We start from the raw sequence: 25,980 nt of genomic DNA, 5'->3' as shown, positions 1-25,980 counted from the left end.
TTTGAGACTACAATCACTACTTTTTGTGATAAAATAAATTCATGACTATGAAAACTACCATGGGAGTTCTGGCGGGTAAAGCTAGCCATCTCGTCCTTTCAAAATTGGGACGTGGTTCAACCCTGCCTGGAAAAATTGCCCTTAAATTTGACAAAGATATTTTAGACACTTTAGCTAAGGACTACGAAATTGTCGTTGTCACTGGAACCAACGGTAAGACTCTGACAACCGCTTTGACAGTCGGTATTCTAAAAGAAGCTTTCGGTGAAATTGTAACTAACCCTAGTGGGGCTAACATGATCACAGGGATCACTTCTACCTTCCTAACAGCTAAAAAAGCCAAGTCTGGTAAGAAAATTGCTGTCTTGGAAATTGACGAGGCCAGCCTTCCAAAAATCACTGAATACATCACTCCAAGTCTTTTTGTCTTCACAAATATTTTCCGTGACCAAATGGACCGCTACGGTGAAATCTACACTACCTATCAGATGATTTTAGATGGTGCTGCTAAGGCGCCAGCAGCAACTATTTTGGCTAATGGGGACAGTCCTCTCTTTAATTCTAAAGAGATAGTCAATCCCGTGCGTTTCTATGGCTTTGACACTAAAAAACATGCGCCAGAGCTTGCACACTATAATACTGAAGGAATTGTGTGTCCTAAGTGCGAGAGCATTCTTCAGTATCGCCTTAATACTTACGCTAACTTGGGTGACTATGTGTGCCTTAACTGTGACTTCCACCGTCCAGAATTAGATTATAAGCTAACGCAGCTGACAAAAATCACCAACACCACTTCTGAATTTATCATTGATGGTCAAGATTACAAGATTAACGTTGGGGGGCTCTACAACATCTACAATGCCCTCGCTGCCGTTTCTGTCGCTGAATTCTTCGGCGTTGCGCCAGAGCAAATTAAATCTGGTTTTGAAAAGAGTCGCGCTGTCTTTGGACGCCAAGAAACCTTTAAAATTGGTGATAAATCATGTACTCTCGTACTGATTAAGAATCCAGTTGGAGCTAGCCAAGCTCTGGATATGATTAAACTTGCAGACTATCCATTTAGCTTGTCAGTCCTTCTTAATGCCAACTATGCTGATGGTATTGACACCAGCTGGATTTGGGATGCCAACTTTGAAAGTATTCTCGAGATGGATATTCCTGAAATTAATGCTGGTGGTGTCCGTCACTCTGAAATTGCCCGCCGTCTTCGTGTGACTGGCTATCCAGAGGACAAAATTACACAAGCAGAAAAACTCGAAGATATTATGACCCTAATTGAAAAGCAAGACTGCGACCATGCCTATATCCTAGCGACCTATACTGCCATGCTTGAATTCCGTGATATTCTTGCCCAACGTCATGTTGTCGGAAAGGAGATGAACTAATGACTTATACTTCTCTCAAATCTCCAGAAAATCGTGACTACACCTATGACCTAAATGTTGCCCACCTTTACGGTAATCTGCTCAATACCTATGGTGACAACGGTAATGTCCTTATGATAAAATACGTGGGGGAAAAGCTTGGTGCTAAAATGACCTTCAACATCGTTTCTGTTGGAGACTACTTCGACAAGGACTACTACGACATGGTATTCTTTGGTGGTGGTCAAGACTATGAACAATCTATCGTTGCTAAAGACCTCCCATCAAAACGTGATGCCATTGGTCAATTCATCCAAGATAATAAAGTTCTCCTAGCCATCTGCGGTGGTTTCCAACTTCTCGGACAATATTACGTCCAAGCCAATGGTGTCCGCATTGATGGTATTGGTGTTATGGGTCACTACACCCTTAATCAAGAAGATAACCGTTACATCGGTGACATCAAAATTCATAACGAAGAGTTCAATGAAACCTATTATGGTTTTGAAAATCACCAAGGACGTACCTTTCTTTCTGATGATGAAAAACCACTTGGTAAAGTGGTCTACGGTAATGGTAATAACAAGGAAGATGGTACTGAAGGTGTCCACTATAAAAACGTTTATGGTAGCTACTTCCATGGTCCGATTCTTTCTCGTAATGCTAACCTTGCTTACCGCTTGGTAACAACTGCCCTTCGTAACAAATATGGTCAGGATATTCAATTACCAAGTTATGATGACATCCTCTCAAGCGAGATTGCTGAAGAGTATGCAGATACTAAATCAAAAGCTGAATTCGAGAAATAATTCTTTTAAACAAAAAAAGTGACCCTCCAAGGGTCACTTTTTTTGTCGTATTTACTTCCAAAGACGTCTTTTCTTCATTTTATCTTCAATTTTACGATTATCAATCCTTAGAATAGCAATCATATCAAACAAGAGCCAGGTTCTTTTTGGATAGACAATGTATTTTGGAGACCAAATTGGAGAGAATTTTTCCTTGTAACGTTGGAGCCCACTAAAAGAGTAAAAACGCTGAGCAAAAATATAAACTAAATTGGCAACCTTTTCCTCTAAAAAACTATCTTCTTCAGTACCAACGTTGGCTAGGGGAGCCATTCCCATATCAAAGTACTTCTTGTCTTCTGCTTGGAAGTATTGGAAGAGTTTAACGAAGAGGTAGTCCATAATGCCTTCAGGAGCCTTCTCAAAGTCGTAACGCATAAGGTCAATGGTCGCCACCTGTTTATTTTGGGTCGGCATGATATTAGCAAAGGCCACAATGTCGCCTTCTTCACTCTCAACGATAGCAATCGGTGCTTTTTGTAGATAGGCTTCATCAAAGAAACCAAGAGAGAAACCTTTCTCCTTACGACCATTAAGCCAAATATCTGAGACTGCCTTCATTTCCTGCATCTGAGTCTCCGAAAATGGAGGATTAAGTAATTTAAACTGGAAGCCTGCTTTTTCCACACGATTGGTTGGTTTACGAAACTTCTTACCATGCTTACCATCGACAGAAAATGTTGTCAAATCAACCATGGCATTTTCTCCAAATTTCATGAAGTCAAAGCCATAATCATGAAGCATAAGGGTCACACTCTCATCCGCCTCATAAAATAAAGCCTGTAAATTCCAATCAGATAAGTTTTTCAAGAAAGCTTCCCAAGCTGGACGATAATATATTTCATTACCAATAGGATTGCCCATAATCACACACTTATTACTGGTTTGTGCAAATTGGAAAACTACCTGGTCTTGTCCATCGACACGATACCAAAAGAGGCGTTTATCATGTAAATAAGCTAGAGCACTTTCTGATGCGCCCCCATATTTCTCAAGAAGTGCTGTGAAGCGCTCATTATTCATGCTTTGACCAAAATGCTTACGAGGTGCCAAAACTCTCAAAACAACCCAAACAATGGTTGAAATGATTACCGATCCCAGTAAAATATCAAACCAAATATGAACAAAATGTCCAAGAACATCTCGGTTCCTAGGTGGCAATAAATGAGACCAAAAACCGCTACCACCCAGAACAAGAAGAACCAGAATAGTAAAGGCTAGGAAAAGGAAATCCTTAGTTTTGTCTTCCCAACTATAAACAAAGTAACGATGATACAACCGCTTTCTGATGATCAACATAAGCACCAAAGAGAGTACAATTAGGAATGACATGGCCCAAGAAATACCATTGAGATTGACATAAATTAAAGCCAAGACAAAGGTTACCAAGGAGGCAATGAAAGCTCCCTTAACCCGACGTCTGATCAGACGAGCCATGAAAACAAAGAGGGTTCCAAATAAAATACTCGGAAACTGCCAGATCAACTGTTCCTGAATAGGATCGAAACGGTTAATAAAGTAAACATTTGCCAAGCGTTCTGGGATTAGGGCAGATAAAATCAAGAAGATTCCTAAAAAACGTAACAAATAAACAAGGATACGATGGAAACTTCCACCAAATACTCGTGAAGGAATTTTGAAGTATTTCTCATTGATGTGGCCTCCCATGTGTTTGAAAAAGAAGACAACACCTAATAAAAATGGAATGATGTAGTAGGTTAGACGAAAGAGCAATAGTAGGCTGACCGCTAGAGCATTACTAACCCCCATAGACGTCAGACCGGTAATCACAATCAAATCGAAACTACCAATCCCGCCCGGAATCATAGAGAAGATACCAATAATAACCGCTAGGAAATAAAGAGGAATCAGATTATAAAGAGGAACATGCAAGCCCATTAAATAAGCCACACTTACAAAGCTCCCAAGGGCCGTTCCCCATTCGGCTGTCGAAGCTAAAAGAAGACTTAGTCTCGTTTTCAACGACACTTGCCCAAAATAGGTCAATTTTTCACGACTGGAAATAAAGAAAATAAAAGGCAAATAAAGGAAAATTCCTAACAAAAGCAACCAATACTTTCTCAAGTCTGGACTTAGAGGGAAAAACCAAAAGGTAGCAAACACCAAGCCGCTTAGGAGTGACAAGCCCGACATAAAGTAAGGCAATAAACGTGATAGTGCCTTAACACCAGACTTCTCCTGCCCATCTTCAGAATAAAAGGAATACCTCAACCCCACGTCGACTAAACCGGCAAAACCAGCCAAGTTATTAATGGTATTGACAGCCCAACTCGTTTCTAGTATATAGGATTTGGAAAAATCCGTCTCTAACTCCCTATTCAAGATAAGGTCATAAAAGAGCATAGGTGACACAGCAATTAAACCTATCACTACCATCAAAGCAAGATGCCAAATTGACAGACCTGATAAAGCTGATTCTAGCGATTCTAAAGTGATCGTTCGTTTCAAACGAACCAACTCTACAACAACAAGAACCGTAATAGAAATAAAGAAGATAGATTTAACGGCAGTTTTTAAAGGTTGAAGTCTCTCTATAAGTTGCTTCATGCCACCACCTCTTTTCGACTAATTCTAACTAACTCACGGATCATTTGATTAAAAACCTTATATTTTCGTTGAGCCAGACGATGCCCTTGTCTCCGTTCAACATAGAGCTTATGAATTGGAAAAAGGTCCGAAATATCCCTTGAATGACTAATACTAATGACATCTCTTTGTCCCATAACTACCCAAACAGGATAGGAAGCCTGATGTAGTCGTTCCCTATCCAGTGGCAAATCATGTAGCATGAGCTCTGTTATCTGAGCCATGATGTCCATTTTAGATGAAAATGGCGATAAGGCTTTTAGGCAATAATACTGTATATAAACCAGAAATCTTGAGCGTCTGGTTAATCCTTTAAAGGTCATATTCCCTGCATTAAGCAAGAGCCCTGCAATCCGGTCAGGAAAGCGACTGGCATAAACCATAGCTAGATTAGCCCCATCACTGTGACCAACAAACAGAGCCTTTTTGATATTTAAAAATTGCAAAATTTCCTCCAAATCGGCAGCCATCTGTTCAAAGGTCATCTTAGCACTCTGACGACTGGATCTGCCATGATTACGACTATCAATGAAAATTAAACGATAGTCTCGATATAGAATTCCTTGCTTACCAAAGTAGTTTCCTGATAAATTGTTGCCATGCAAGAAGACAATTGGAAAGCCTTTACCAAGGTCACGATAATAGATGATTTGACCATCTTTCACTTTGAATTCCATAATATTACCTACCTTTTCACTAACGTATTCTTATACGATGATTAGTCTTATAAGGCATTGGGTCCGATACCATAAAACAAAGTGCTCAAACCCTCTCATTCCATTATAACACTTCCATTTAGCAAAACTCAGAATATTAGTACATTTTCTGCAAAAAAAGAAAAAACCTTTTCAGGTTTCTCCTATTATTGTTCATATGTTTTTGGGGCAATGAGTTTGTTATAGTTTTCCTCATCTTTTGGTTATCACGGACAACCTTAGATATCGTAAATGAAGATAAAATCAAACCAACACATCCCATAAGATAGTACCCCTTAACCATCAACGGATGTTTAAGAGTATAGAGGCCTACCAACATCAAGATTACAAAGAAGGCAAATGATCCCCATGCCATCATATTGAAAGATGTCATATTACGATACACTTTTTTCTTCACTTTGTTCATAAATCTAGTCTTCTTTTATATACTAAGACTAGTATGACAACAATGAAATCCTTTTACAACTTAAAATATAAAAAGGTTTCCATGTTTGTTTAACTTTCCAACTGTTCCGAAAGGTCACTCCACTCTTCCATCAGAGCCTCTTGATTGACTGACAAGTCATCTAGTTCTTTCTGCAAGTCAGACAATTCCGCCACATCATTGGTTTCAAGCATGGCAACAGAGATTTTCCCCAAGCGTTCTTCGATGGTTTCTAATTCATTTTCGATTTGCTCAATACGTCGGCTTAGTTTACGGATCTCTTTTTGACTAGCTTTTTGAGCTTGATAATCACTAGCACCCGCTGAAGCTACTTGGGTCTCCTCTGGCCCTTGATTTTCTTCCGCTTCAAGTCGTGCTAATTCTTCAAGCTCCGCCTTTTTCTCAAGGTAGTAATCATAATCCCCAAGATAAATGGTTGCCCCATTCTCAGAAATTTCCATCACTTTTGTTGCCACACGGTTGATGAAGTAACGGTCGTGGCTGACAAAGAGGAGCGTTCCATCAAAGTCAATAAGGGCATTTTCCAAGACTTCCTTACTATCAATGTCCAAGTGGTTGGTTGGCTCATCCAGGATTAGAAAGTTATTATTTTCCATTGACAATTTGGCTAGTAGCAGACGAGCCTTCTCACCACCAGAAAGCATGGAAACAGACTTTTTGACATCATCACCTGAGAAGAGAAAGGCTCCCAAACGGTTACGAATCTCAACTTCAGGAGTTGTCGCAAAATCATTCCACAACTCATCAAGAACAGTGTTTGACGGTGTCAAGGAAGATTGGGTTTGGTCATAGTAACCCACTTCAACATTGGCACCATAAGTTGATGTTCCCTTGATAAATGGCAGTTTACCGACTACCGACTTGATAAAGGTTGTTTTTCCAATACCATTAGGTCCCACAATGGCAATGGCATCCATCTTCTTAACATCCAGAGAAATAGGCTCTGAGAGAATCTCGTCGTCATAACCAATAGCAGCATCCCTCACAGTCAAGACTACATTTCCAGAGACCTTGTCCGCATGGAAAGTCATATTAGCTGACTTTTGACCTTCTGTTGGCTTATCCAGACGTTCCATTTTCTCAAGCTGTTTACGACGGGCTTGGGCACGCTTAGTTGTAGAGGCACGAACAATATTACGATTAACAAAGTCCTCCAGCTTAGCAATTTCCTTTTGTTGCTTTTCGAAGTTCTTTACTTCAGTGGCCAACTTTTCAGCCTTAAGGTCCATGAATTTTGAATAATTTCCGACATAACGATCTAAACTATGTTTAGTCAAATCTAGGGTTACTGTTGCTACCTTATCCAAAAAATACCGGTCGTGACTGACAATGATTAGAGCCCCCTGATAATTAACCAAGTAATTCTCCAACCAAGCAATGGTTTCGATATCCAAGTGGTTGGTCGGTTCATCCAGTACCAAGAGTTCAGGCTTCTCAAGCAGCATTTTCGCCAAAGCTAAGCGCGTGTTTTGCCCTCCAGAAAGTTCTGAAATGGACATCTCCCACATGCTTTCATCAAACTTAAAACCATTGAGAATAGCTTTGATGTCAGATTCATAGGTAAAACCACCACGCTGTCTGAAATCCTCGGAAAGGCGATCGTAGTCAGTCATTAACTTGTCCAAGTCTGCCCCAGTCAAGTCAGCCATCTTCATTTCCATGTCACGCAAACGGTTTTCATCTGCACGTAGATCTGCAAAGACATTCAACATTTCCGCATAGATGGTCTTACTAGACTCAAAACGACTATCCTGAGCCAAGTAAGACAGGTTCAAATCACGTTTGGTGTTGATGTCACCACTTGTCGGTGCTTCCTCTCCAACCAAGATTTTCAACAAGGTTGATTTTCCAGCACCGTTACGGCCAACCAAGGCAATACGATCACGTTCATCTACCTGAATATTAATATTATCAAAGAGCACATCTCCTGAGAAAGAGCGCTCAATCTTGTTTCCTTGTAAAATAATCATAACGTTTCAATTATACCAAAAAAGCCAAGCTCCTGCTTAGGCTTTCTTACTTTCTTCTAGAATGCTAGCTACCTTAGTATTAATCAAATCGATTGCAACAGTATTTGTGACACCTTCAGGAATCACCACATCCGCATAGCGTTTGGTTGGCTCAATAAACTGATGATACATAGGTTTGACCACACTGATATACTGCTCGATAATACTATCTAAGCTACGACCACGCTCTTCCATATCACGCTTAATACGGCGGATAATACGGATGTCATCATCAGTATCTACAAAGAGCTTGATATCCATCAAATCACGCAAACGTTTATCTTCAAGTACCAAAATCCCTTCAACGATAAAAACATCCTGAGGTTCCTGACGATAGGTCTTATCACTACGAGTGTGTTGCGTGTAATCATAAATCGGAATATCTACTGGACGTCCAGCAATCAGCTCATTGATATGCTCAATCATAAGATCTGTATCAAAAGCAAAAGGATGGTCATAGTTAGTTGACACACGCTCTTCAAAAGTCAAATGTGACTGATCCTTATAATAAGAATCATGCTCAATCATGGCAATTTTCTCATCTGGAAAATTTGATAGAATGGCACGAGAAACACTGGTCTTACCACCACCAGAGCCACCCGTAACCCCAATAATAATCGGTTTTTTAGGCATGGTAAATTCCTATCTAATATAGTCTTTCGTATCTATTCTACACTAAATCATGATATAATAAAAGCAAATCCATATAGAAAATGAGACTTTTATATTTATGTTTAAAAACTTTCCTGAACAATGGCAAAACCTTCTTAAAGAAAAAGGAATCACGACAGAAACCTCCATTCAAAAAGAACTATTTACACCAATTACTGAAGGGGACAATATCTTAGGTATCAGTCCAACTGGAACAGGTAAGACCCTAGCCTACCTTCTCCCACTTCTTCTCTCTCTTAAGCCAAAAAAAGCTCAGCAACTGCTTATTCTAGCACCTAACTCTGAACTTGCTGGACAAATTTTTGATGTAACCAAACAATGGGGTGAACCTCTAGGAATCACTGCTCAACTCTTCCTTTCTGGCTCTAGTCAAAAACGACAAATTGAACGTCTGAAAAAAGGACCAGAGATTCTTATTGGAACTCCTGGTCGTATCTTTGAGTTGATTAAACTCAAAAAAATCAAAATGATGAACGTCAATACCATTGTTCTCGATGAATTTGACGAGCTTCTCAGTGATAGCCAATATCACTTCGTCACAAAAATCAGCCACCATGTCCCTCGCGACCACCAAATGATCTATATTTCAGCAACCAACAAAATTGACGATCAAGATCTTATCGAAAATACTATCGTTTATGACCTGTCTGATCAGAAACTAGACACCATCAAACATTATTACATCAGCGTTGATAAACGTAACCGTGTCGAACTTCTTCGTAAGTTCTCCAATATTCCTGACTTCCGTGGCCTTGTCTTTTTCAACAGTCTTTCTGATCTTGGTGCTACTGAAGAACGTCTCCAATTTAACGGAGCTTCAGCGGTATCATTGGCTAGTGACATCAACGTTAAATTCCGTAAGGTTATCTTGGAAAAATTTAAAAATCACGAGATTTCACTCTTATTAGGGACTGATCTCTTAGCACGTGGTATTGATATTGAAAACCTTGAAGTGGTCATCAACTTTGATATTCCTCGAGACCGTGAAGCCTACACTCACCGTTCAGGACGTACTGGCCGTATGGGAAATGAAGGTAGGGTGATTAGCTTGGTAACCCATCCAGAAGATCTCAAAAAACTTAAAAAATTCGCCAAAGTTTCAGAACTGGTTCTGAAAAATCAAGAACTTCACGAAAAATAAGGCATGACAAAAGCACTTCAGAATCAACTGAAGTGCTTTTAACATATACAGATTAAGCTTTTTTACCAAAGTCCTCAATCATTTGTTCCATTTCCTCACGACTTGGAGTAGTCAACATATAGAGGTAGTCACCCTGTAACTCTGCAAAGGCAGCTGGCATGATTTTCTTAACTTTGAGTTGTTTACGATACTTGTCGAAAAGTTCTTCCTCTGAATAAGCATAATGAGAACTTGCACGACGTGAAGTCGCCAAACAATAAAGTGGTTCAAAGTGAGATCCAGGGAATGGATCACCAGCAACGATATCTGCATAGCCCTTGTACAAATCGATAGAATGGGCATAGTTATATACATCAATCGTGAAACCACCTGCTGGTCGATTGTTGTACTCAATAGCAATATAATCATCACCATCACGGAAAAATTCAATATGGAAGAAACGTTCCTTCATACCAAATTCTTTGACAATGGCTTCACCATACTTACGCAATTTAGGATCCATTTCCTTAAGAACATAGTAAGAATTATCCATCTTGTAAATCATCAAGTCAAGTGGAGTGTGAGCATAATCAAAGGTAGTTGAAAATACAATATTACCATCTCTATCAACCAAACCATCGAAAGTACAGATTTCACTTGAATTTACAAATTTTTCAAAGAAATAAACGGTTTCACGGTCCCACTCAGCTTTGAAGTGATTGATATCATCTTCTGTTTCGAGTTTGAAAGTTGCAGCTGCACCAACCCCGTTATCTGGCTTAGCAATCATTGGAAGACCGATTTCTTGTACGGCTTTATCCACATCTTCATTAGTTTTAATGACAGCACCAGGTACAACTGGAACTCCAGCTTTTTGGAAGAGCTTTTTCATTTCAGACTTAAATTTGGTCTTCTTAAGATCTTCTGGCTTAGCACCAAAAACATTAAACTGTTCACGAAGAGCTGCATCCAATTCCAACCAGTATTCATTATGAGATTCGATACGATCGATTGGTCCATGTTTATAGAAGAGAAAGGCTACCGCACGTTTCACTTCTTCCAAGTTTTCCAAATTATCCACACGGAAATACTCAGTCAAAGCATCTTTCAAAGATTGATCCAACTGTTCATAAGGCTCTTGACCAATACCAAGAACTGTGATTCCCTTATTAGCAAGTTCGACTGTAAACTGTTGGAAGTTTTGTGGATAGTATGGTGAAATAACAAGATAATTCATTAGTGATTCCTCTTTGATAGTTATTTAGATAGCTTAGATACGATATTATAGGTTCATATTATCAAGGAAATAAGGCATTTGTTTGCGCCACCATTCCCAATCGTGAGCAACATCGTGGCCCCACTCAGAGAACCAAGCTGGAATATTCTTTTGTTCAAAAGCTTCCTTAAGTTTGTAATAAGAAGGAAGACCATCTTGTTCCCAGGCACCAAGACCTGTACACACAACAATTTCAGCTTGACGATAACGATCAATAAACCAACCATCATTTTGATTCCAAATATAATCTGATGGTGAATTTTGGTAAATAGCCTCATCTCCTCCAAACTCTCCAACAAAGAAACGAGCATCATAAACACCACTAAGTGCCACTACTTTATTGAAAACATCAGGATGTTGCAAGAAGAAATTAAGAGCATGGTAAGCACCCATTGAACAACCTGTTGTCATCATTGGATCAAACCAACCAGTTTTATGTTTGATATATGGAATAGCTTCTTCAATAACATAACGTTCATAAGCACGATGCATTTCAGCACGATCGTGTGGATTTTTCCAATCGCAAAGCCAACTTTCACTATCTACACTTGAAAGTGTAAAGAATTGTAAGCGTCCTTCTTCAATAAAACGTGCACAGGCATCAATCATACCAAAATCATAGTATTCGTTATGGCTACCACCTGATGAGGCAAAAACCACGATAGGGATACCAGCGTGCCCATAACGGTTAACATACATTTCACGATTAAGCTGACCACTCCAGTGGCTAAGATGTTCGGTATTCATATTTTAATTCCTTTTCCTTTATTACAATTTAAATAGTTATGGCAAGGATGACTATTCCCAGTTTTCAGCGAAAAAGCGAAGACAGTCAGGTAGATTCTCGGCCCAGGCCTCCTCATTATGTTCAGCTCCAGATTGAATGTGAATCTTAATATTCTCCAAATCAACCCCACGATCAATCAAATCATGATAATATCTCAGAGACGAATCAATATAAGCCTGCTTAATATTACCAGCCATCAAAGTTTTGTCTGTATCATCGGCTTCTTCTGTGCCTACATAGATATAGACACGTTGATTAGCATCTAGATCTTGACGGGATATATATCGATCAAAGGCCTCCTGATGCAACCAGTTGGCTGAAGAAAATACCCCTAAACAGCCAATTTGATCCTTGTAATCAAGCCCCATAAACTGAGTGATATTACCACCAAGTGAAGATCCAATCATGGCAGTATGTTGTCGGTCTGGAAGTGTGCGGTATTCCTTATCAATAAAGGGTTTTACCACATCCATAATGAACTCAGCATACTCTACGCCCTTACCGCCAAACTGCATACCTGGGATATTAGATTCTTGGTACTTCCATGCAGAATACTCGTTCATACGGTCAGGACCATCATTATCAATGGCTACAACAATCATACGCGAAATATCAGGGTTACGCTTGATTGTTGGGATAATCTTCCAAGAATAGCCAGAAAATGACTCCTTACTATAAAGAACATTCTGACCATCATGAAAATACACGACAGGGTAGGAACGATCTGTATCTGTTTCATAGTTTTTAGGTAGAAGAACACGCACACGACGAAGTTTACCAGTGTAAGGCACTTCTAACTCATGCGTCTTCATCACCAAATAAAAATAAGATTTATTCATTGTCAGAAAACTCACTCTATTCAAAATTTTATTCTATTATACCAAATTTTTACAAAAAAAGAGCCTTATAACTAAGGCCCTCTTTACTTTTTACAATTATTAACTGACTTAACGCTTAGTAGTTTGTAACATCAAATACTGTTGATTTCACACGAGTCATAGCTTCGATAGAGTATTTCACACCCTGAGTTCCGGCACCAGATCCTTTAACACCAAGGAATGGGAAGTTATCTGTACCACGTTGTGTTTTATTGTTGATGTGAACTGTACCAACTTCAAGTTGCTCAGCAATTGCGAATGCACGTGGGTAGTCTTGTGTGAAGACAGCACCTTGAAGTCCAAATTCAGATTCGTTAGAAATCTTGATTGCTTCTTCAACTGAAGATACACGGATGAATGGCAATACTGGACCAAATGGTTCTTCCCAAGCAAGACGCATATCAGTTGTTACATGGTCAAAGACTGCTGGGTAAATAAGGTTACCTTCACGTTTCAATTCAGTTTTAGCAGTAGCACCTTGTTCAACTGCATCATCAATCAAACCTTGTACGAAGTCAGCTGCTTTTGTATCGATAAGTGGTGTAACGCTTGCGCTTTCTTCAGGCATACCAACAGTGATATTACCTACCAAAGCAGTTACTTTTTCTACCAATTCATCTGCAACGCTATCCATTACAAGGACACGTTTGATAGCTGTACAACGTTGACCTGAATAGTCAAAGGCACCAGCCACAATGTTTTTAGCAGTCAAGTCAAGATCAGCATCTTCAAGAACGATAGCGGCATCTTTACCACCAAGTTCAAGCATGATTGGACGCATTGCTGCCAAACGGCCGATATTTTCACCGACTGGAGTCGAACCTGTAAAGTTGATAAAGTCAACTGCTTTGTGTTCAACGATGTAATCACCAATAACTGAACCACGTCCTGTGATAGAGTTCAAGACACCAGCAGGGATACCAGCTTCAACGAACGCTTCTACCAAAAGAAGCCCTGAGATAGAACCTTGTGTTGGTGGTTTGAAGGCAACAACGTCACCAGCGATCAAGGCAGGAGCAATTTTAGAACCAGCCAAGTTTACTGGGTAGTTAAATGGTGAGATAGCAAGTACAAGACCTACTGGTTCGCGACGAACAACAGCAATTTTTTTCTTGCTACCAGCATCAAAAGCACCACCTTCAAGTACTTCACCTTCCAAACGCAAACCTTCTTCAGCTGCATAGTGGATAATTTCAGCAGTACGAACAACTTCACCAATTGCAGATTTCAAACCTTTTGAAATTTCTTTAGAAAGAACTTGTCCAATTTTTTCTGCATCACGTTCCAAGATATCAGCTGCTTTATGAAGATAAGCTGCACGTTCAGCATATGAAAGCGCACGCCATGCTGGGAGTGCTGCTTTAGCTGCTGCGTAGACTTCGTCTACTTCAGCTTGGCTCATAGCTGGAACTGACCCAAGTTCCTCACCGTTTGCAGGTGCGTAGATAGTAATTGAATTTTCAGATGTTTTCCACTCACCATTGACATAGTTTTTGTATTGTTTAGCCAAGATAGTAACTCCTTTTATCTATTATAAGACCTATTTTATCACTTTTTTAGAAATATTCCAACATTTAAATGAGGATTATTCAGAAAATTTTGACAAAAAATACTAAAAATTATTAACCTAGGTTAGCCGTATTTTACTCCTAACTAAAGAATGAGTCAATTATTTTGTCTCTGTTTAGATATAAAAAAAGTGAAAGCCCAAGCCTCCACTTTTTTTGATTAATCTACGTTAACATATTCTTTTGAAAGTTCAAGAACTTCTTCCATTGTTGAACATTCAGTAAGTGCACGGTTAGCGTATTCTTCCATTTTAGCTGTGTCAAGTTTCTTCATCAAGCTACGTGTACGAAGGACAGATGTCGCTGACATTGAGAACTCATCCAAGCCCATTCCGACAAGAAGTGGAACAGCAGTTTGGTCACCGGCCATTTCACCACACATACCAGCCCATTTACCTTCAGAGTGAGCCGCTTTGATAACATTGTTAATCAAACGAAGGATTGATGGGTTATATGGTTGGTAAAGGTATGAAACTTGTTCGTTCATACGGTCAGCAGCCATAGTGTATTGGATAAGGTCGTTTGTACCAATTGAGAAGAAATCAACTTCCTTAGCAAATTGATCAGCAAGCATTGCTGCAGCTGGGATTTCAATCATGATACCTACTTCGATGTCGTCTGCAACGGCAACACCTTCAGCAACTAATTTAGCTTTTTCTTCTTCAAGAATACCTTTAGCAGTACGGAACTCAGTCAACAAAGCAACCATTGGGAACATGATACGTAATTTACCGTGAACAGATGCACGAAGCAAGGCACGTAATTGAGTACGGAACATTTGGTTACCAGTTTCAGAGATAGAAATACGTAATGCACGGTAACCCAAGAATGGATTCATTTCTTTAGGAAGGTCAAAGTAAGGAAGTTCTTTATCCCCACCGATGTCCATTGTACGAACAACAACAGGTTTACCATTCATACCTTCAAGAACTGCTTTATATGCTTCATATTGGTCTTCTTCAGTTGGGAAGTCTTGAGAATCCATATACAAGAATTCTGTACGATAAAGACCAACTGCTTCTGCACCATTATCGTTAACACCTTCAACGTCTTTAGGTGTACCGATGTTTGCTGCTAACTCGAAGTGTTTTCCATCAGCAGTAACTGTTTGAGCATCTTTAAGTTGAGCCCATTCTGCCTTTTGTTTAGCGTAAGCTTCACCAGCCGCCTTAAACTCAGCAATTTGTTCTTCAGTTGGATTAATAACAACTTCACCAGTAATACCTGAAACCGCTAAAATGTCACCATCTTTAACAAGTTCAGTTATGTTGTTTGTTCCAAGAACTGCTGCGATTTCAAGTGTACGAGCCATAATTGCAGAGTGACTAGTACGTCCACCGATATTAGTAACAAAAGCTTTTACAAATTTTTTGTTCAACTGAGCTGTATCAGATGGAGTCAAGTCATGAGCAACAACGATTGATTCTTCATCGATTGTTGCTGGATTTGGCAATTTCTTACCAAGCAAGTTTGCAAGCACACGTTTAGTAACGTCACGAATATCCGCTGCACGTTCTTGCATGTATGGGTTATCTTCCATACCTTCAAAGATCGCGATAAACATGTTAGTTACTTCTGTCAAAGCAGCTTCGGCATTGACTTGTTTAGCACGGATAGTTTCTTTGATTTGACCAGTCATTTCTGGGTCAGCAAGGACCATCAAATGAGCATCAAAAACGGCTGCGGCCTCTTCACCAAGGCTTTCAACTGCTTTTTCACGGATAACAGAAAGCTCGTCTTGCGACGCCGCTAGAGCAGCATCTAGACGAGCCTCTTCTGCACTTGTATCTTCAACTGTAACAGTTTCAAATGACAAGTCCGGTTGAACAAGCAGATATGCCTTAGCAACTGCAACACCATCAGATGCCGCGATTCCTTTAAGCATTTCTGTCATATTTTTATGCCAATCCTTCTTTTGTCATTGTTTCTGCGATTGCTGAGATTGCATCATCAGCGTCAGCACCTTCTGCAGAAATAGTTACGTCAGCACCTTGACCAACACCAAGACTCATAACACCCATGATAGATTTAAGGTTAACTGCTTTACCTTTATAGTCAAGAGTGATATCTGAAGCAAATTTACTTGCTGTTTGAACAAGCAAAGTAGCTGGACGTGCGTGAATACCAGTTTCTGCAACAATGTGGAAATCTTTAGAAGCCATAATGGACTCTCCTTCTTAATTTGGAATATTTGAGTTATCAATGATAACCCTTACAATTTAGAATTATAACATAGCTGTTTGATATTATCAAGGTTAAAACGCACTTTCTACAAGTTTTTCAAAAGACTGTCTCTCATTTTACTGCTCATTTTCATTTTTTAAAACATAAGCAAATACTAGTCTTTAGTTATTTACAACATTTTCAGAAAATGTCTTTCATAGTGTTTTCAACCATTAATTTTCATTTTTGAGCAAAAACAATCACATAATTGAAAGAATTTGATTACTAAAAGCACTCGTTGAATATTCTTGTTTCCCAAATGCTAAGTCAGCTGTAAAGATATCATCTTTAAATGTCTCCTCAATAGCACTTTTAATCAGTTGAGCTGCTTCAGACCAACCGATATATTCTAGAAGCATGCAGCCAGATAATAGAACTGAGCAAGGATTAGCCTTATCTTGATTCGCAATATCCGGAGCTGTTCCATGTGTTGCTTCAAAAATTGCATGACCTGTTTGATAGTTAATATTGGCTCCAGGGGAGATTCCGATACCACCAACCTGAGCAGCTAGTGCATCACTGGCATAATCACCATTCAAGTTGGTTAATGCAACAACATCAAATTTTTCTGGATTCAAAAGAATCTGTTGTAAAAAGTTATCCGCGATTATATCGTTAATCTCTAAACGACCATCCATCAATTCTTCTTTATAGTCTTCCTGAGCCACTTCATAACCCCATTTACGGAAGCCACCTTCTGTGAATTTTTGAATATTCCCTTTATGAACCAATGTCACTTTCTTTAGATTGTTTTTGAGAGCATAGTCGATAGCCGAGCGAATGAGACGTTTACTTCCTTCTATTGAAATTGGCTTGATTCCGATACTACTTGATTCTGGGAAGCGAATTTTACTAACATTCATCTCTGTCTGGAGAAACTCAATCACGCGCTTGACATCTGTCGTTCCTGCTTCCCATTCAATTCCCGCATAAATATCCTCAGTATTCTCACGGAAGATAGTAATATTTGTTTTTTCTGGTTCTTTAAGTGGACTTGCTACTCCGTCAAAGTAACGAACAGGTCTAACACAAGCGTAGAGATCAAGTTCTTGACGTAAAGCTACATTTAAAGAACGAATACCACCACCTACTGGCGTCTCAAGCGGTCCCTTAATAGCTACTAAACTTTCTCGAATAGCCTCCAAGGTTTCTTTCGGCAACCACTCGCCTGTTTTGTCATAAGCCTTCTTACCGGCTAGAAGCTCTTGCCACTCAATATGACGATTTCCTTCATAGGCTACTTCTACTGCTTTATCAAAGATTGCTTGGGCATTCTTCCAGATATCATGTCCAACACCATCCCCTTCAATAAAAGGGATAATTGGATGATCAGAAACTTGAAGCTGTCCATTTTTCATTACGATTTTTTCTGCCATATAGCTTTCCTCCCTAGCGTTTTTCTAAAGGAATATACGTCATATTTTCTTGTCCGATGTACTGCGAGCGTGGACGAATCAATTTGTTATTTTTTTGTTGCTCTTGAATATGAGCAATCCAGCCGGCAACCCGACTCATAGCAAAGATGAGTGTAAAGATATCACTATCAATTCCTAGAGTATGATATACAGTGGCTGAATAGAAGTCCACATTGGGAATTAATCCCTTCTTTTCTTTCATGAACTCTTCAATTTCTTGAGACATATTAAAGAATTCTTCATTCTCAGTACCCTCTGTCAACTTTTTAGCCATATCTCTTAAGAAAATTTCACGAGGATCCTGTTTCTTGTATACACGGTGTCCAAATCCCATAATTTTCTCTTTAGAGTCAAGCTTTTCCTGCAAGTAAGCATTAACATCACCGGATTCACGGATTTCTTTAAGCATATCAAAGACGCGTTCATTAGCTCCACCATGCAGGGGACCTTTTAGAGCACCAATAGCTGTTGTAACACAAGAATAGATATCTGTCAGAGTCGAGGCACAAACACGCGCTGCAAAAGTTGAAGCATTCAACTCATGGTCAGCATGTAGAATTAAGGCCTTATTCATAGCCTCAACTTCAATTTCAGAAGGTTCAACACCATTCAGCATGTAGAGAAAATTAGCCGCAAAGCCTAAATCCTTCCGTGGTTTAAGGGGCATTTTACCAGTACGTAAGCGTGCAAAAGTCGTAATAATTGTAGGCAATTTAGCCATCAATTCAATACTTTGCTGATAAATTGCCTCCATGGATCTTTCCTCAGCATCCACATTGTAAACTCCAAGAAGGGAGACTGTTGAACGTAAAACACTCATTGGGTGCAAATGTGGCCGAGATTGGATAAGAATGCATTGCTCTACAGCATCAGAAATATCATAGTTCTTACGCAACTCAGCTTCAAAATACTTGAGTTCCATTTGCGTAGGAAGATGCCCATTCCACAAGAGATAAATCACTTCCTCAAAAGACGCTTTATTATCCATAAACTCAGAAATATCATATCCTGAATACGATAAATGATCATCAATGATAGATGAAATCCTAGTATTACAGGCAATCATATCCTTAAGTCCATTAATTTCAACTGTTGTCATATTAGGCTCCCTTCAATTTTTTTCTTACAACCATTGGCAAGATACCACCATTTTTATAGTAGCGAATATCGGCATCTGCATCAAAGCGTACCAAGGCTTTAAAGGTTTTGGTTTGTTCAGGTGTTGAAGCTGTAACGGTGATAACATCATGCACACCTGGATTTTCTGAAAGGTCAAAGCTAAAGGTCTCATGTCCTGTCAATCCAAGACTTTCAGCATTTTCTCCTTCCATAAATTGTACCGGCAAAATTCCCATCATGACTAGATTTGAACGGTGAATACGCTCAAAACTCTCAGCAAGCACTACTTTTACACCAAGGAGATTTGCCCCTTTGGCTGCCCAGTCACGACTTGAGCCCATCCCATAATCTTTACCAGCAATTACAAGCGTATCTCGATTAGCTTCTTTATATTTCATAGCAGCATCATATATAGGAAGAATGTCACCATCATATTTAGTATATCCACCAATTTTTCCTTCTGCCAACTCATTCTTGATACGAATATTAGCAAAAGTTCCTCGCATCATGACTTCATGGTTTCCACGACGACTACCATAAGAATTAAATTCTTGGTAATCTACACCATTTTCAGACAAATAGACTGCCGCAGGACTATTTCTAGCAATATTACCAGCTGGAGAAATATGGTCTGTTGTAACCGTATCTCCAAATTTAGCCAATACCTTCAAATTATTCAATGGTTTGATGGTCAAATCATCTCCTAAAGCATCAAAGTAAGGTGGGTTTTGAATATAGGTAGACTTCTGATTCCATTTATAATTTTGTCTATGTTCAGTTGGAATCGCATTCCACTTCTCACTGTCAGAGAAGACACTAGCATATTCGTCTCGGAAAAGTTGACGGGTTACGTATTTATCAACATAAGCTTCAATTTCATCACGTGATGGCATAATATCTTCTAGATAGACAGCTTGCCCATTGTCATCAAAACCTAAAGGCTCCGTTGTCAAATCAATATTAGTATTACCAGCCAAAGCATAGGCAACAACCAATGGTGGGCTAGCCAAGAAATTTGCTTTAACAAGTGGATTAATACGCCCTTCAAAGTTACGATTTCCTGACAAAACGGCACTCGCTAGTAAGTCCTTGTCTACAATAGCTTTAGCTACCTCAGGACGTAAATCTCCCGAGTTACCAATACACGTCGTACAACCGTAACCTACCAAATTGAAGCCAAGCTTATCTAAGTAGCTTTGCAAGCCTGAAGCTTTGAGATAACCTGTAACGACTTTAGATCCAGGCGCCAAAGAGGTCTTGACTGTTGGAGAGACTTCGAGTCCCTTCTCAACAGCTTTTTTGGCTAAAAGACCGGCTGCCATAAGGACGTAAGGATTTGAGGTATTGGTACATGATGTAATCGCTGCTATGGCCACATGACCTGTTTGAATTGTTTCTGAATGATCCTCAAAATCAACTTTTGCAGTTTTTTCTAACTCTTCATTATCCAAACCAAAGCCACGCACACCTGCTTCTCGTACCACTGCATCCTGAAATTCTTGCTTAGCATCGGATAAGAGAATCAAATCCTGTGGACGTTTAGGACCTGAGATTGAAGGTTTAATGGTTGACAAATCAATTTCAACAATCTTAGTATACTTGACTTCTTTACTTGGGTCATAAAAAAGATGATTGGCTTTTGTGTAGGCTTCGGTGACCTGGATATGTTCCTCATCACGGTTAGTTAAACGCATGTAGTTAAGGGTTTCGTCATCAATAGGAAAATAACCACAAGTTGCCCCATATTCTGGTGCCATATTAGCCACTGTAGCACGATCAGCTAGAGATAGGTTCTTTAAGCCAGAACCAAAATACTCTACAAATTTACCAACAACATTTTCAGAACGAAGTACCTGAGTAACCTTGAGAGCCAAGTCTGTTGCCGTAGCAATTTTAGGCAGTTCACCTGTTAAATGTACACCAATAACCTCTGGAATAGGGAAATAGGAAGCTTCGCCTAGCATAGCTGCCTCAGCTTCAATTCCACCGACACCCCAACCCAGAACACCAATACCATTAATCATAGTTGTATGACTATCTGTACCAAACATAGAGTCAGGATATAGTAGCCCATTTTTTTCAATAATGACATCACTCAGAAATTCAATATTAACCTGGTGAATAATACCGGTAGCTGGTGGAACCGCACGGTAATTTTCAAAAGACTGTTCGGCCCATTTAAGAAATTCGTAGCGCTCATTGTTACGTTTAAATTCTAGATTGATATTATCTTCAAGCGCTGTATCACATCCATATGAATCAACTTGAACAGAGTGGTCAATAACCAAATCTACTGGAATCTCTGGATTAATAAGTTCTGCTTTACCACCATTAGACACTATAGCATCCCGCATTGAGGCCAAGTCAACGACAACAGGAACCCCTGTGAAATCTTGTAAAATGACGCGACTTGGTTTAAATGGTACTTCAGAAATTGTTGGAAAATTCGGAAATTTTATTAGATCAGAAATGTGAGATTCCTTGACATCAGCACCATCTTTTTTTCGGAGTAGACTTTCAAGTAGTATTCGAATGCTATAAGGTAGTTCTCCGACCTTGACATCATAAGATTTTGCTGCTTTTTCGAGATCATAAAAAGAGAATGTCTTACCATTTACAGTTAGATTTGAACAGTATTCTTGCATACTTGAACCTCCATTAGTTAAAAAATTTCCTTTATTCTACACTGTTTTTTTTGAAAAAACAAATAGAATCGGCATTTTGATGTCATGTTTTATTACATATTCAGTCAGTTGTTGGAATTTTAGCAATTTCTATAAACAAATTTGATTTAATTTAAGAAACTAAAAAAAGCCTTTAAAACACAAGATATAGGGTTGTGTTTCAATACTAAACACAAAATATTGTATTCCCTTAAGATATTTAGCTTGATTTTTCCCAATATTTTGGGTATTCTATTAAAGTCGAAAAAGTGACTCCTAGTCACTTAAAATCTTTAAAAAAGGAGTATTTGCAATGGCAAAGATTACATTGTTTTCTAAAAACAACTGCATGCAGTGCAAAATGACTAAAAAATTCTTGGAAAAGGAAGGTGCTGATTTCGAAGAAATCAACATTGATGAACAACCAGAAAAAATCGATTACGTAAAAAGTCTTGGTTTCACTGCTGCTCCAGTTATTGAAGCAGGCGATAGCGTCTTTTCAGGTTTTCAACCGGCTAAACTTAAAGAAATCCTTTAATTATCAAGTTTTTATATAGAAAGGAACTTGTTTGCTTAGTTTAATATGTTAACCTTAATCTACCTTTAAACTAAGCCTGGTATCTGTATTATGTCTTTAAAAAATCTTGGCGATGTTTCTTACTTCCGCCTCAACAATGAAATTAACCGTCCTGTAAACGGTCAAATTCCTTTGCATAAGGATAAAGAAGCGCTTCGTGCCTTCTTCCTTGAAAATGTTAAGCCAAATTCAATGGTATTCAACAGCATCACAGATAAAATTAATTATTTGATTGAAAACGACTATATTGAGTCTGAATTCATCGGTAAATACGAACCTGCTTTCATCGAAAAGTTGTCTGCAGACATTCATACTCAAAAATTCCGCTTCCAATCTTTCATGGCAGCCTACAAGTTCTACCAACAATATGCCCTCAAAACAAACGATGGCGAGTCTTACCTCGAAAGTATTGAAGATCGCGTTCTTTTCAACGCCCTTTACTTTGCTGATGGTGATGAAAGCCTTGCTAGTGACCTTGCTAACGAAATGATTCACCAACGTTACCAACCTGCTACTCCTTCATTTCTAAATGCTGGACGTAGCCGTCGTGGTGAACTCGTGTCATGTTTCCTTATTCAAGTAACGGACGACATGAATTCTATCGGTCGTTCTATTAACTCAGCTCTCCAATTATCACGTATTGGTGGAGGGGTAGGTATTAGCCTATCTAACCTACGTGAAGCTGGTGCTCCTATCAAAGGATATGCTGGTGCTGCTTCTGGAGTTGTCCCAGTTATGAAGCTTTTTGAAGACAGTTTCTCTTACTCAAACCAACTTGGCCAACGTCAAGGTGCTGGTGTTGTTTACCTGGATGTTTTCCACCCAGATATTCTTGCCTTCCTTTCTACTAAGAAAGAGAATGCTGATGAGAAGGTGCGTGTTAAGACACTGTCACTTGGTGTTACAGTTCCAGATAAATTCTACGAGTTGGCACGTAATAATGAAGATATGTACCTCTTCAGCCCTTACTCAGTCGAAAAAGAGTATGGTAAACCATATAACTACATTGATATTACAGCTATGTATGATGAGTTGGTTGCCAATCCCAATATTACAAAAACCAAGATTAATGCACGTGAGCTAGAAACTGAAATTTCTAAACTCCAACAAGAATCAGGTTATCCATATATTGTCAATGTTGATACAGCCAATCGATACAACCCAATTGATGGTAAGATCGTCATGTCCAACCTTTGTTCTGAAATTCTCCAAGTTCAAACACCAAGTGAACTTAACGATGCACAAGAGTTTGTCAAACTCGGTACAGATATTTCATGTAACCTTGGATCTACTAATATCCTGAACATGATGACTTCACCTGACTTTGGTCGTTCCATTAAGGCTATGACACGTGCGCTTACTTTTGTTACAGACAGCTCAAGTATTGATGCTGTACCATCTATCAAAAATGGTAACCAACAAGCTCATACTTTTGGTTTGGGAGCTATGGGGCTTCACTCTTACCTTGCTAAACACCATATCGAGTATGGTAGCCCTGAATCTGTTGAATTCACTAATATCTACTTCATGCTTATGAACTACTGGACTTTAGTTGAATCTAACAATATTGCCCGTGAACGTCAAGAAACCTTTGTCGGCTTTGAGAATTCAAAATATGCTGACGGTTCTTACTTTGATAAATACGTTACAGGCCAATACGTTCCTAAATCTGACCGTATCAAAGAACTTTTCGAAGGCCACTTCATCCCACAAGCCAAAGATTGGGAAGAACTACGTGAACTCGTTAAGAAAGATGGTCTCTACCATCAAAACCGTTTGGCTGTTGCGCCAAATGGCTCAATCTCTTACATTAACGACTGTTCTGCTTCTATTCATCCAATCACACAACGTATTGAAGAACGTCAAGAGAAGAAAATCGGAAAAATTTACTACCCAGCCAACAGCCTTTCAACAGACACTATTCCTTTCTACACTTCAGCCTACGACATGGACATGCGTAAAGTTATCGACGTCTATGCCGCTGCGACTGAACACGTTGATCAAGGTTTGTCATTAACTCTATTCTTGCGTAGTGAGTTGCCTAAAGAAATTTACGAATGGAAAACGGAAAATAAACAAACAACTCGTGACCTTTCTATCCTTCGTAACTACGCCTTTAACAAAGGAATCAAGTCAATCTACTACATCCGTACTTACACAGATGACGGTGAAGAAGTTGGCTCTAACCAGTGTGAAAGCTGTGTCATCTAAGATAGTGATTTGAGACTAACAACTTCACTACTCTTATTTATAAAATGCATAAAAAGGTCGGTTCGCCGACTTTTTTAATAGATAAACTCAAAAAACTATATCATGATTTTTAATTATGATAAAATAGAAATGATATCAATAAAGAAAGAGGTTTCTAATGGAAACTTACTATAAAGCCATTAACTGGAATGAAATCGAAGATGCGATTGATAAATCTACCTGGGAAAAATTAACTGAACAATTTTGGTTAGATACTCGTATCCCCCTTTCAAATGACCTTGATGACTGGCGTAAACTTTCAGCTAAAGAAAAAGATTTAGTTGGAAAAGTTTTCGGCGGTTTGACCTTGCTAGATACCATGCAATCTCAAACGGGTGTTGAAGCCATTCGAGCAGACGTTCGTACACCACATGAAGAAGCTGTCTTGAACAACATTCAGTTTATGGAATCTGTTCACGCAAAATCTTACTCTTCTATTTTCTCAACTTTGAATACTAAATCAGAAATTGAGGAAATTTTTGAGTGGACAAATAGCAACAAGTACTTGCAAACTAAAGCAAAAATCATTAATGATATCTATGAAAACGGAACGCCACTTCAGAAAAAAGTTGCTTCAACTTATCTTGAAACCTTCCTTTTCTATTCAGGCTTCTTCACTCCACTCTATTATCTTGGTAATAATAAGCTAGCTAACGTCGCTGAAATTATCAAACTCATTATCCGTGACGAATCTGTTCACGGTACCTATATTGGCTATAAGTTCCAACTAGGATTCAACGAATTACCTGAAGAAGAGCAAGAGAGTTTCCGTGAATGGATGTATGATCTCCTCTATCAATTGTATGAAAATGAAGAACTCTACACTAAATCTCTTTATGACGGTGTTGGATGGACTGAAGAAGTAATGACATTCCTTCGCTATAACGCCAATAAGGCATTGATGAATTTAGGACAAGATCCTCTTTTCCCAGATTCTGCTAACGATGTTAATCCAATCGTTATGAATGGTATTTCTACAGGAACATCAAACCACGATTTCTTCTCTCAAGTCGGTAATGGTTACCTTCTAGGTACTGTTGAAGCCATGCAAGACGATGATTATAACTACGGACTAAAATAAAAAACTAGCTCGGGGCACTGCACCAATAAAATGAGACACAAGAAAACACTCCTGTTGAATTCTGGTAAACTAGAAACAGGAGTGTTTTGTTATAGTCAAAAAAGTATATTCAGTAGAAACTAAGCTAGCTTGTATCGAAATGAAGAAGGTGTACTGCCCCCAAAAAGTTAGACAATTAATTTATCCGAAGGATTTGGTTCTGTATTGCACAGGACTGAGTCCTTTTAGTTTTGCCCCAATTCGTTCGTTGTTGTAATAATCAAAATAGTTTACAATAGCTTGTTTCAAATGCTTAATTGACTTAAACATCTTCTCATAACCATAAAACATCTCAGACTTCAGAATGCAAAAGAAAGACTTCA

General features: G+C 38.9%; 20 protein-coding genes and 1 pseudogene. 6 read left to right on the top strand and 15 right to left on the bottom strand.

What is annotated here, in order from left to right; all coding sequences use genetic code 11:
• The first annotated feature begins 41 nt into the window (after positions 1-41).
• Both murT and gatD read left to right on the top strand, forming a co-directional pair.
• A complete protein-coding gene (gene murT, locus ADF62_RS04900; protein WP_048788225.1) occupies positions 42-1,385 on the top strand; it encodes a lipid II isoglutaminyl synthase subunit MurT in 1,344 nt (447 codons plus the stop codon).
• On the top strand, positions 1,385-2,173 hold the full coding sequence (gene gatD / locus ADF62_RS04895; protein ID WP_048788224.1) for a lipid II isoglutaminyl synthase subunit GatD: 789 nt from the start codon (positions 1,385-1,387) through the stop codon (positions 2,171-2,173). The genes murT and gatD overlap by 1 nt, the downstream gene beginning before the upstream one ends.
• Positions 2,174-2,224: 51 nt before the next feature.
• Here gatD and mprF read toward each other — a convergent pair whose 3' ends face one another.
• The 5 genes and pseudogenes from mprF to udk form a co-directional block, all read right to left on the bottom strand.
• Positions 2,225-4,780, bottom strand: coding sequence for a bifunctional lysylphosphatidylglycerol flippase/synthetase MprF (gene mprF, locus ADF62_RS04890; protein ID WP_048788223.1), 2,556 nt, complete (start codon positions 4,778-4,780; stop codon positions 2,225-2,227).
• The gene (locus ADF62_RS04885) at positions 4,777-5,496 is read right to left on the bottom strand and encodes an alpha/beta fold hydrolase (RefSeq protein ID WP_003092532.1); all 720 of its coding nucleotides are present in this window, start codon (positions 5,494-5,496) and stop codon (positions 4,777-4,779) included. The genes mprF and ADF62_RS04885 overlap by 4 nt, the downstream gene beginning before the upstream one ends.
• A 185-nt stretch (positions 5,497-5,681) precedes the next feature.
• Positions 5,682-5,941: pseudogene (locus ADF62_RS04880) on the bottom strand (YiaA/YiaB family inner membrane protein).
• Between the two features lie 89 nt (positions 5,942-6,030).
• Entirely contained in the window at positions 6,031-7,950 is a 1,920-nt protein-coding gene (locus ADF62_RS04875; protein ID WP_048788222.1) for an ABC-F family ATP-binding cassette domain-containing protein, read from the bottom strand.
• Between the two features lie 36 nt (positions 7,951-7,986).
• The gene (gene udk, locus ADF62_RS04870; protein WP_003092587.1) at positions 7,987-8,622 is read right to left on the bottom strand and encodes a uridine kinase; all 636 of its coding nucleotides are present in this window, start codon (positions 8,620-8,622) and stop codon (positions 7,987-7,989) included.
• 97 nt (positions 8,623-8,719) lie between these two features.
• Between udk and ADF62_RS04865 the strand changes: the two genes are divergently transcribed.
• Positions 8,720-9,802, top strand: a complete 1,083-nt coding sequence (locus tag ADF62_RS04865) for a DEAD/DEAH box helicase (RefSeq protein ID WP_048788221.1) — start codon at positions 8,720-8,722, stop codon at positions 9,800-9,802.
• Between the two features lie 52 nt (positions 9,803-9,854).
• On the opposite strand, the gene ADF62_RS04860 is transcribed toward ADF62_RS04865, so the two are convergent.
• From ADF62_RS04860 to acnA, 9 genes are all read right to left on the bottom strand, one after another.
• Positions 9,855-11,018: an ATP-grasp domain-containing protein gene (locus ADF62_RS04860; protein ID WP_003096906.1), complete on the bottom strand. Its 1,164-nt coding sequence runs from the start codon at positions 11,016-11,018 to the stop codon at positions 9,855-9,857.
• A 45-nt stretch (positions 11,019-11,063) separates the two neighbouring features.
• Complete coding sequence (locus ADF62_RS04855; RefSeq protein WP_003093069.1) at positions 11,064-11,804, bottom strand: esterase family protein; 741 nt, start codon at positions 11,802-11,804, stop codon at positions 11,064-11,066.
• A gap of 51 nt (positions 11,805-11,855) precedes the next feature.
• Positions 11,856-12,683, bottom strand: coding sequence for an alpha/beta hydrolase (locus tag ADF62_RS04850; protein ID WP_003096903.1), 828 nt, complete (start codon positions 12,681-12,683; stop codon positions 11,856-11,858).
• A gap of 115 nt (positions 12,684-12,798) precedes the next feature.
• Positions 12,799-14,232 (bottom strand): NADP-dependent glyceraldehyde-3-phosphate dehydrogenase, encoded by a 1,434-nt coding sequence (locus ADF62_RS04845; protein ID WP_048788220.1) that lies wholly within the window; start codon positions 14,230-14,232, stop codon positions 12,799-12,801.
• 218 nt (positions 14,233-14,450) lie between these two features.
• The gene (ptsP, locus tag ADF62_RS04840) at positions 14,451-16,184 is read right to left on the bottom strand and encodes a phosphoenolpyruvate--protein phosphotransferase (protein ID WP_048788219.1); all 1,734 of its coding nucleotides are present in this window, start codon (positions 16,182-16,184) and stop codon (positions 14,451-14,453) included.
• 4 nt (positions 16,185-16,188) lie between these two features.
• On the bottom strand, positions 16,189-16,452 hold the full coding sequence (locus ADF62_RS04835; protein ID WP_003092417.1) for a phosphocarrier protein HPr: 264 nt from the start codon (positions 16,450-16,452) through the stop codon (positions 16,189-16,191).
• A 261-nt stretch (positions 16,453-16,713) separates the two neighbouring features.
• Complete coding sequence (gene icd / locus ADF62_RS04830; RefSeq protein ID WP_003093026.1) at positions 16,714-17,889, bottom strand: NADP-dependent isocitrate dehydrogenase; 1,176 nt, start codon at positions 17,887-17,889, stop codon at positions 16,714-16,716.
• Between the two features lie 13 nt (positions 17,890-17,902).
• Positions 17,903-19,027 carry a citrate synthase gene (locus ADF62_RS04825; protein WP_048788218.1) on the bottom strand — a complete coding sequence of 375 codons (1,125 nt, stop codon included), beginning with the start codon at positions 19,025-19,027 and terminating at the stop codon, positions 17,903-17,905.
• A gap of 1 nt (position 19,028) precedes the next feature.
• Positions 19,029-21,692 carry an aconitate hydratase AcnA gene (acnA, locus tag ADF62_RS04820; RefSeq protein WP_003092591.1) on the bottom strand — a complete coding sequence of 888 codons (2,664 nt, stop codon included), beginning with the start codon at positions 21,690-21,692 and terminating at the stop codon, positions 19,029-19,031.
• A 331-nt stretch (positions 21,693-22,023) separates the two neighbouring features.
• Here acnA and ADF62_RS04815 point away from each other — a divergent pair, with 331 nt between their 5' ends.
• The 3 genes from ADF62_RS04815 (at position 22,024) to nrdF (ending at position 25,618) form a co-directional block, all read left to right on the top strand.
• Positions 22,024-22,248: a redoxin NrdH gene (locus ADF62_RS04815; RefSeq protein ID WP_003092756.1), complete on the top strand. Its 225-nt coding sequence runs from the start codon at positions 22,024-22,026 to the stop codon at positions 22,246-22,248.
• A 90-nt stretch (positions 22,249-22,338) separates the two neighbouring features.
• Positions 22,339-24,498, top strand: coding sequence for a class 1b ribonucleoside-diphosphate reductase subunit alpha (gene nrdE, locus ADF62_RS04810; protein ID WP_048788217.1), 2,160 nt, complete (start codon positions 22,339-22,341; stop codon positions 24,496-24,498).
• A 157-nt stretch (positions 24,499-24,655) separates the two neighbouring features.
• Entirely contained in the window at positions 24,656-25,618 is a 963-nt protein-coding gene (nrdF, locus tag ADF62_RS04805) for a class 1b ribonucleoside-diphosphate reductase subunit beta (RefSeq protein WP_003092647.1), read from the top strand.
• 180 nt (positions 25,619-25,798) lie between these two features.
• Here the strand turns inward: nrdF and ADF62_RS04800 are convergent.
• On the bottom strand, positions 25,799-25,980 hold a 182-nt coding region (locus ADF62_RS04800), incomplete at its 5' end, for an IS3 family transposase (protein WP_048788216.1).

Origin of the sequence: Streptococcus sp. 1004_SSPC (assembly GCF_001069025.1) — a bacterium.
In the GTDB taxonomy this organism is placed as follows: Bacteria; Bacillota; Bacilli; order Lactobacillales; family Streptococcaceae; genus Streptococcus; species Streptococcus vestibularis.
Note: the sequence above shows the minus strand (reverse complement) of the source record. Positions and strands in the feature narration are given on the sequence as shown.

Excerpts from the sequence above, each read along its gene's own strand:
- murT (WP_048788225.1), top strand. The coding sequence starts at position 42 with ATGACTATGAAAACTACCATGGGAGTTCTGGCGGGTAAAGCTAGCCAT.
- gatD (WP_048788224.1), top strand. The coding sequence starts at position 1,385 with ATGACTTATACTTCTCTCAAATCTCCAGAAAATCGTGACTACACCTAT.
- mprF (WP_048788223.1), bottom strand. The coding sequence starts at position 4,780 with ATGAAGCAACTTATAGAGAGACTTCAACCTTTAAAAACTGCCGTTAAA.
- ADF62_RS04885 (WP_003092532.1), bottom strand. The coding sequence starts at position 5,496 with ATGGAATTCAAAGTGAAAGATGGTCAAATCATCTATTATCGTGACCTT.
- ADF62_RS04875 (WP_048788222.1), bottom strand. The coding sequence starts at position 7,950 with ATGATTATTTTACAAGGAAACAAGATTGAGCGCTCTTTCTCAGGAGAT.
- udk (WP_003092587.1), bottom strand. The coding sequence starts at position 8,622 with ATGCCTAAAAAACCGATTATTATTGGGGTTACGGGTGGCTCTGGTGGT.
- ADF62_RS04865 (WP_048788221.1), top strand. The coding sequence starts at position 8,720 with ATGTTTAAAAACTTTCCTGAACAATGGCAAAACCTTCTTAAAGAAAAA.
- ADF62_RS04860 (WP_003096906.1), bottom strand. The coding sequence starts at position 11,018 with ATGAATTATCTTGTTATTTCACCATACTATCCACAAAACTTCCAACAG.
- ADF62_RS04855 (WP_003093069.1), bottom strand. The coding sequence starts at position 11,804 with ATGAATACCGAACATCTTAGCCACTGGAGTGGTCAGCTTAATCGTGAA.
- ADF62_RS04850 (WP_003096903.1), bottom strand. The coding sequence starts at position 12,683 with ATGAATAAATCTTATTTTTATTTGGTGATGAAGACGCATGAGTTAGAA.
- ptsP (WP_048788219.1), bottom strand. The coding sequence starts at position 16,184 with ATGACAGAAATGCTTAAAGGAATCGCGGCATCTGATGGTGTTGCAGTT.
- ADF62_RS04835 (WP_003092417.1), bottom strand. The coding sequence starts at position 16,452 with ATGGCTTCTAAAGATTTCCACATTGTTGCAGAAACTGGTATTCACGCA.
- icd (WP_003093026.1), bottom strand. The coding sequence starts at position 17,889 with ATGGCAGAAAAAATCGTAATGAAAAATGGACAGCTTCAAGTTTCTGAT.
- ADF62_RS04825 (WP_048788218.1), bottom strand. The coding sequence starts at position 19,027 with ATGACAACAGTTGAAATTAATGGACTTAAGGATATGATTGCCTGTAAT.
- acnA (WP_003092591.1), bottom strand. The coding sequence starts at position 21,692 with ATGCAAGAATACTGTTCAAATCTAACTGTAAATGGTAAGACATTCTCT.
- ADF62_RS04815 (WP_003092756.1), top strand. The coding sequence starts at position 22,024 with ATGGCAAAGATTACATTGTTTTCTAAAAACAACTGCATGCAGTGCAAA.
- nrdE (WP_048788217.1), top strand. The coding sequence starts at position 22,339 with ATGTCTTTAAAAAATCTTGGCGATGTTTCTTACTTCCGCCTCAACAAT.
- nrdF (WP_003092647.1), top strand. The coding sequence starts at position 24,656 with ATGGAAACTTACTATAAAGCCATTAACTGGAATGAAATCGAAGATGCG.